This window comes from Streptomyces sp. NPDC025618, from assembly GCF_055558795.1.
This window is the reverse complement of sequence record NZ_JBVHLW010000020.1, coordinates 114586-121425: the sequence shown is the minus strand read 5'-3', so window position 1 is coordinate 121425 and position 6840 is coordinate 114586. Positions and strand designations below refer to the sequence as shown.

At 71.7% G+C, this 6840-nt stretch carries 6 protein-coding genes; 3 read left to right on the top strand and 3 right to left on the bottom strand.

Annotated features, from left to right (window positions below):
• Window positions 1–160 precede the first annotated feature (160 nt).
• The 3 genes from ACZ4A5_RS18760 to ACZ4A5_RS18750 all read right to left on the bottom strand — a co-directional run bounded on the left by ACZ4A5_RS18760 (window position 161) and on the right by ACZ4A5_RS18750 (window position 4443).
• Window positions 161–1279 carry a glycoside hydrolase family 6 protein gene (locus ACZ4A5_RS18760; RefSeq protein ID WP_467584725.1) on the bottom strand — a complete coding sequence of 373 codons (1119 nt, stop codon included), beginning with the start codon at window positions 1277–1279 and terminating at the stop codon, window positions 161–163.
• A 322-nt stretch (window positions 1280–1601) separates the two neighbouring features.
• On the bottom strand, window positions 1602–3512 hold the full coding sequence (locus tag ACZ4A5_RS18755) for an ABC transporter ATP-binding protein (protein ID WP_467584722.1): 1911 nt from the start codon (window positions 3510–3512) through the stop codon (window positions 1602–1604).
• 100 nt (window positions 3513–3612) lie between these two features.
• Window positions 3613–4443 carry a G1 family glutamic endopeptidase gene (locus ACZ4A5_RS18750; protein WP_467584719.1) on the bottom strand — a complete coding sequence of 277 codons (831 nt, stop codon included), beginning with the start codon at window positions 4441–4443 and terminating at the stop codon, window positions 3613–3615.
• Window positions 4444–4791: 348 nt separating this feature from the next.
• Here ACZ4A5_RS18750 and ACZ4A5_RS18745 point away from each other — a divergent pair, with 348 nt between their 5' ends.
• The 3 genes from ACZ4A5_RS18745 to ACZ4A5_RS18735 all read left to right on the top strand — a co-directional run bounded on the left by ACZ4A5_RS18745 (window position 4792) and on the right by ACZ4A5_RS18735 (window position 6794).
• On the top strand, window positions 4792–5358 hold the full coding sequence (locus ACZ4A5_RS18745; RefSeq protein WP_467584716.1) for a GNAT family N-acetyltransferase: 567 nt from the start codon (window positions 4792–4794) through the stop codon (window positions 5356–5358).
• Between the two features lie 239 nt (window positions 5359–5597).
• Window positions 5598–6578, top strand: a complete 981-nt coding sequence (locus ACZ4A5_RS18740) for a trypsin-like serine peptidase (protein WP_467584714.1) — start codon at window positions 5598–5600, stop codon at window positions 6576–6578.
• Between the two features lie 93 nt (window positions 6579–6671).
• Entirely contained in the window at window positions 6672–6794 is a 123-nt protein-coding gene (locus tag ACZ4A5_RS18735; RefSeq protein ID WP_467584712.1) for a hypothetical protein, read from the top strand.
• Window positions 6795–6840 lie beyond the last annotated feature (46 nt).

The window sequence follows — 6840 nt, the reverse complement described above, 5'->3', positions numbered from 1 at the left end:
GACGGGCTTGAATCCCCCGCACGTTGACCATCGCGTGCGGCGGATTCAAGCCCGTCCGGCGTTCTGACGACAGGTGATTCAAGGGGTGCCCGCCCGCCGCAGGCCGCGATGACTTCGCGAGTGACCGGGGGCGGGGCCGGAGCCTCGTACGGAAAAACCCTCAGGGTTCCGTCGGTGTCGCTTCCGCGAGTTGGAGCGCGTAGTCCGCCCACCAGTGCCCAGCCGGCGGGGCTCCCCTGCACGCGCCGTCCGATTCGCCGGGGCGCTTGATCCAGAGGAAGGCGTCGATGAGTGGGCTGCCGGTCGCCGTCGTGGGCGCGGTGCCCAGCGCGCGACCGGGCGGGTTGCACCACGGCTCGTCCCCGGCCCTCCCCAGCGCATGTCTGACGGCGTTCCGGAACCAGCCGTCCACCATGAAGACGCCGTCCTCCCCCTCGGACTCGACGCCGTTCCCGACCGCTTGGCCCCGGGCCGGAGGCGCCGAGGGCGGGGGCGTCGGTGACGGAGCGGCCGGAGGCTTGGGGTCCTTCTTCTCGGGCAGTGGGCCGTTGCCGTTGCGGCTGGTGTCCACGACGTAGTGCGCGCCGCCCAGCAGCGCGGACAGCCGGTCACCGTAGGCGCGAGTCACCGGTGTGGTCTGGAAGTTGGAGACGTTCAGCGCGAAGCCGTCGGCGCGGTCGACACCGGCCTGCCGGAGCGCGTCGGCCAGATGCTTCTCGTCCGCGATCCAGCCGGAGTTGCCCGCGTCGAGATAGACCGAGACCCCGGGCTGTGCCTTGAAGATCCGTACGGCCTCGGCCAGCAGCGTCAGCCGTTCGGCGGCGGCCGCACTCGGCACACAGCCGGAGGCCCATTGGGCGAGGGCGTCGGGTTCGAGGACGACCCACGCCTGCCGGGTGCCGATCCCCGCCGCCGCGCGAGCCACCCACGCGCGGTAGTGGGCCGCGTCGGGGGCGCCGCCCGTGGAATACAGACCGCAGTCCCGGTGGGGGATGTCGTAGGCGACCAGCACCGGGACGCGCCCCGCTCGTTCCGCCTGCCGGGTGACCTGTTCGGCCTGCGCCTTGGGGTCCTGGTCGGTCAGCCAGACGGCCGTCGGACGTGCCGCGATGCGCTCCAGGACCGCGGCGTCCTGTTCCCGGCCGCGCTCCCTCCACAGGCGCACCTGGCGCGCGGCGGGCCCCGAGGGCTCGACCCAGAACGGTGACGTGGCCTTGTTGCCCTCGTCGCCGACGCCGTCGGCCAGGGCCCGGTCGCCCGCGGTGGGCAGCCACACCATGCCCGTGCACACCAACAGGGCGGCGCCGCCCCGCAACAGACCATGCGAGGTCCGGGCGGCCCGGCGCCGTACCCGGTCGGCGCGCCGCCGTGCGGCTCTTTCGCGGCGGGCGCCGCCACCGGCGCCCCCGCCGTGCTGTGGACCACTGCTCCGCCGCTGCCGCTCGAGGAAGCCAGCGGTGTGTCTCCCAGGTCGGTTACCCACGCGTCCCCCTGGCTGAGTGTCAGGCGCATCTGTTGCTTATGTTCCTTCCAGGCTGACATGTGTCGCTCCGTCAGACCTCGTCGGACTGCGCCGAACGGGCCGCGCGGGCCGCGGTACGTCATCGCTCCGCTCGCTCCACCTCCTCGGCACTCCTGACTCCCCGGTCGTTCTGGAGCTCCCACAACTCGCGGAAGAGCCCCGGGCGGTCCGTGAGCTCGCTGAACGTGCCCTGCTGGATGATCTGTCCGTGGTCGAGGACGACGATGCGGTCGGCGACGGCCACGTTCGCCAGCCGGTGCGTGACGAGGACGACGGCCCGGTCCTCGGCGATCCTCCGCAGCCCGGTGAAGATGCGGTGTTCCGCCCGCGCGTCGAGGGCGCTGGTGGGCTCGTCCATGACGAGCAGTCCGGCCTGCCGGTAGAAGGCACGGGCGATGGCGACGCGCTGCCACTGCCCGCCGGACAGGTCGACCCCGCCGTACCATTCCCGCGCCAGCAGGGTGTCGAGACCACTGCGCAACCCGCCGACGACCTCGTCCGCCCCCGCGTGCCCGGCGGCCCGGAGCACGGCCTCGTCACCGGCGCCGTGCGGCTGACCGAGCGTGATGTTCTCCCGGGCGGACAGGGGCCAGTGCGCGAAGTCCTGCGGCACGACGGCGGTCTGCCGCCACATCGCCTGCGGATCGAGCTCGGCGGTTTCCCTGCCGTCCCACGTCACACTGCCGTCGGTGGGGAGGTAAAGCCCTGTCAGCAGCTTGCTGAGCGTGGTCTTCCCGGAGCCGTTCTCGCCCACCAGGGCGAGCACCTCGCCGCGGCGCACCTCCAGGCTGACCTTCTCCAGCGCCGGCCGCTCCGCGCCCGGGTAACAGTAGGTCAGCGCCTCCGCCTTGACGCTCAGCGGCGCTTGCGGGACCCATGAGCCGCGCCGCATCCGGTGCCCGCCCGCCTCCTCGATGAACTCCGCCCAGTCGTCCAGATACAGCCCCGTCCGGAAGAGCCGGGTGCCGTAGCCGACCATGCCCCGCAGCGACGAGCCGACCGTGCGCAGGGCGAAGACGGCCGTGCCCGCCGAGGCGACCGTCATGTGCCCCGACTCCAGCAGCAGGCCGAGCGCCGCCCACACCATCCCGGAAGCGACCCCTCCGGCCAAAGCGCCCACGAGCGCGTACCGCGCGCCCTGGTGCACGGCCCGGTCGGTGGCGCTGTCGATGCGGTGGCCGATGGCCCGGTAGCGGTCGAGGAGGAAGGGGGCCATGGTGCAGGAGCGGAGCTGGTCGGCGTGGTCCCGGTCGGTGACGTTCCAGCGCATCAGCCCCAGCACCCGGCGGTCGGCGCTCAGGGCGCGGGAGGTCAGATAGTGGACGCGCGCCCCCTTCACACCGGCGATCCCCTGCGGAAGCGTGGCGAGGACGAGCAGCGGCAGCAGCACCGGGTGCAGCAGCGTCACCACACCGGCGGCGGCCACCAGGGACGCGATGCAGGCGATGAGGTCCTGCGACTCGGTGAGCAGGTCCCGGGCGACCTCGGCGCCCCGGTCCGCCGCCTCGCGCTTGTCGTTGAACCCGGGGCTGTCATAGGCCACGAGCTCCGCGTTGATCGCCGCGTCGAGCATCTGCATCTCCGCCTCGCGGGCGATCCGCGGGGAGAGACGGCTGGAGATGTTGCTGATGGCGATGCCGAGGAGCGCGCGCAGCCCGGCCGCGCCCGCCAGCGCGACGAGGGACGGCAGAGCGTCCATCAGCCGGCCGGAGATCCGGCCCGAGGTGATGAGTGCAGTGATCGTCTTCGTGGTGGCCAGCAGCCCGAACGCCTCGGACGCCCCGGACAGGATCTGGCAGGCCAGCAGCGCGACCACCGCGCGCCGGTCCACCCGCCAGGCCAGGGACAGGGCCTTCCGCACCAGCTGGGGCAGGCGCTTGCTCATCGCCTGGGCGGTGAGGGGACGCCTGTTCATGGCGGCCAGGCCGCGCGAGCGGAACCGTAATTGTTCGGTGGGTCTCTCGGGGGTCTCGGTCGTCTCGGAGGTCATGGGTCTCCCGGAGTACGAGTCGTGGTGATTGACCGCACGATGCCGTACGTCCGGGCTGAATTACTGACAAATGACTGAATGACCACTCGAAGGTGGAGGGCTACTCCGTGAGATACGCGACCGAGAAGCTGTCGAGGTCGGGTCCGTCCAGCTCGCTCACCTCGTTCTGCTGCAGGCCCCTGCTGCTGGCCCACAAACTGATCGCGCCGACCGCTCCGGGAGCCGCTCCGTCGAACCTGACCTTGGTGAAGTCGATCTGGCGGAACTTCGGGAACAGCCGGTGGTTGGACTCGACGATCACCTCCGCGCTGCTGTTGGCCGCAGTCCAGTTGTCGGCCTTCTTCGTCCGCGTCCAGCCCTGGGTCTCGTCGGTCAGGGTCAGTTCGTAGCTCGTGCCGGAGACGTGGCGCACCGTGGCATGGATGACATCGCCGGGTTGCACGCGGTCGTGGAAGTACACCGGGGGCTCGGGGTAGAACTCGTACCAGTCGTCGAAGGTCGGGGTGCCGGTCTCGCAGCTCTCCTGGATGCCGGTCTGCTCGACCGTGTCATTGCTCCAGCCGTCGAGGCCGACCCACTGCGCGATCGAGTCGCTCGCCGAGGAACAGGAGATGTCCGGCACGGTCCAGGTGGCCGAGGCCGTCGCGAAGGCCCGGCCCCCGGCCACGTAACCGCTCCAGTTGTAGCCGTTCTGCGAGCGGCGTTTGCCCGCGCGCCCCCGGGCGTGGCCGCGGTAGGGGTCGAAGGCGGCGGGCCCGGCGTGCGCGGAGGCCGCGGCCGGGGCGCCGCCCCCGGCTGTGGTGGGCGGCCGTGGCGTCGTCGGCGCCGCGAGGGCGAGCCCGCAGATCAGCGCGGCCGAGGCGAGCGCGGCCCGGGGAATCGCTCTGCGCAGGGCCGGCCGCCTGCGCCGTCGCTCGGTCGGAGCGGTCACCGGCCTCTCCTGTCATCCGTGCCGTCAACGGGTGGCCAGGGAAGGCGCCCGGCAGGACGGTGACCCCGACTGCTTACATTGTGAAGTATCTCCGATATGTGCAGTGATGAATATCCCTCATGCGGGGGACCGGCGGCGTCGGCCGGAAGGCGGTCCGGGAGCTTTCCCCTCCACATCACTACACGTGCGGGTGGTCGTCCCACGGACAGCGGGCTCCGTCTGTGACCAGCCCTCAGGCTGGGACGGCCGACACGGAAGAGGCGCCCGGTGGGCGGAACCTCGAAAGCGTCGCGCCACGTCCCCGATTACGCCGGACACTCCGTCGCGTCCGGCGTGGAAGGAAGCACTATGAGCAGCCCGCATCTCCTCCTCACCGGAGAACGGCTCGCCCTCGGCATCCCCCGTCAGGAGACACTGACCGAATACCACTTCTGGGAGAACGACCCGTCGACCATCCTCGGTCGCGGCAACCGCTTCCCGCAGTCGCGGGAGGTCTGCGAGGAAGCCTGGGACAGCCAGCTCGGAGACCAGGACCACCCGACGTTCGAGATCGTGCGCCTGAAGGACAAACAGCCCGTCGGGATCACGGCGCTGCGCGTCGAACCACGCCTGCGGGCGGCCGAGTTCACGATCGTCCTCGCCCCCGCCCAGCGCGGCAAACGCTATGCCGAGGAGGCCACCCGCCTGACGCTCGACTGGGGTTTCCACCTGGGGGCGCTGCACACGGCCTGGCTCAGGGTCCTCGAACCGAACCGGGCGGGGATCGCGGCCTTCGCGAAGGCCGGCTTCCGGCTCGCCGGACGCTTGCGGAAGTCCGGGTACTGGCTTGGGCAGAGTGTGGACGTCCTGCTGATGGACGCTCTGCCCGGGGACTTCCCGGGCCCGTCCGCGATGTGTGTGGCCCTGGGCAGCTGATGTCCGAAGCGCCGGGCGGGCCGGGATCTCCGGTGCGCCCGGCGTACGGAGCCGGTGGCCGGCTCCCAGGTCGTCATCCGGCCACTATTTGACGCGCTCCTGACAATTCATGGCTTCCGTGGGACCCTCCCTCACGCACCTCGTATCCGCACCGCTCGTCTGCCCGGACCGCGGCCCACGCGGTCCGGCCCCCCACCGCCCGCGCGATCCCTCGCGCGGCCAGGGCAGAAGGAGTACGCGTGAGACGTCCCCACCCCACCACCGCGGTCCTGCTGGCCGCCGGCGCCCTGCTCATCGCCGGCCTCCAGGCCGCCGAGGCCCACGCGGCGCCGGAAGCGGCCCGCGGCGCCACGGACCGCCCCCTCGCCGTCACGGCCGCGGAGCAGCAGAGGGTCCGTGACTTCTGGACCCCCGAGAGGATGCGCACGGCCACCCCGCTCGATCTGCCGGGCGCCGCCCCCGGGGCCCTCGCGCGGCAGGTGTCCCGCGGCACGCCCGCCACCGTCGCGCCCACCGCCCCCGCCGCCCGCGCCAAGGGCTTCCCGCAGGCCGGCGGGGCGTGGACCGGCGACGGCGCCGTACTGAAGACCGCCGGCCGGGTCTTCTTCACCTTCCAGGGCCGCACGGCCTCCTGTTCCGGCGACGCCGTCACCAGTAAGAACGGCAGCACCGTCCTGACCGCCGGACACTGCGTCAAGTACCAGGGCGCCTGGCACACCAACTGGACCTTCGTCCCCGGCTACCACGACGGGCAGGCCCCCTACGGCACCTGGACCGCGTCCAAGACGATGTCCACCGCCCAGTGGGTCGCCAGTGAGGACATGAACTACGACGTCGGCGCCGCCGTCGTCGCACCGCTGAACGGACAGACCCTCACCCAGGCCGTCGGCGCCCAGGGCCTTCAGTTCAACGGCGCCTACAACCAGTCCCTCTACGCCTTCGGCTTCCCCGCGGCCGCCCCGTACGACGGGACCAAGCTCATCTACTGCAGCGGGACGTCCTCCAAGGACTTCCTCCTCACCAAGGACCACGGGCTGTCCTGCAACATGACCGGTGGATCCAGCGGCGGACCGTGGTTCGCGAGCTTCGACGAGGCCACCGGCTCGGGGCTGCAGGCATCGGTGAACAGCTTCGGCTACACCTTCCTGCCCAACACGATGTTCGGCCCGTACTTCGGTGACGACATCAAGGCCCTCTACGAACAGGCGCAGACCACCTGACCGCCACCCGCGAGCGGCAGGACGGGCAGGGCGTATGTGCGGCCGTGTCATGGCGGTGGCCCGTGCGTTGGACCGGGCATGCGACGTGCTGCCGTGACCTCGGTTCCCCTGACCGTCCTGACCGCTCTGGCCCTCCTCGTGGGTGGGCAGCGACAACCTGTCACGACAGTGGCCGCGACCACGGTGGCGAGCGCGCGGCCGGAGGCCCGTACGTAACCCCGCCCGCCGGACAGCCTCTTCGGCTCCCTCAACCGGAAGGCGC

Bases quoted from the DNA above. Each gene is read 5' to 3' on its own strand.
- ACZ4A5_RS18760 (WP_467584725.1), bottom strand. From the start codon at position 1,279: ATGGTGTGGCTGCCCACCGCGGGCGACCGGGCCCTGGCCGACGGCGTC.
- ACZ4A5_RS18745 (WP_467584716.1), top strand. From the start codon at position 4,792: ATGAGCAGCCCGCATCTCCTCCTCACCGGAGAACGGCTCGCCCTCGGC.
- ACZ4A5_RS18755 (WP_467584722.1), bottom strand. From the start codon at position 3,512: ATGACCTCCGAGACGACCGAGACCCCCGAGAGACCCACCGAACAATTA.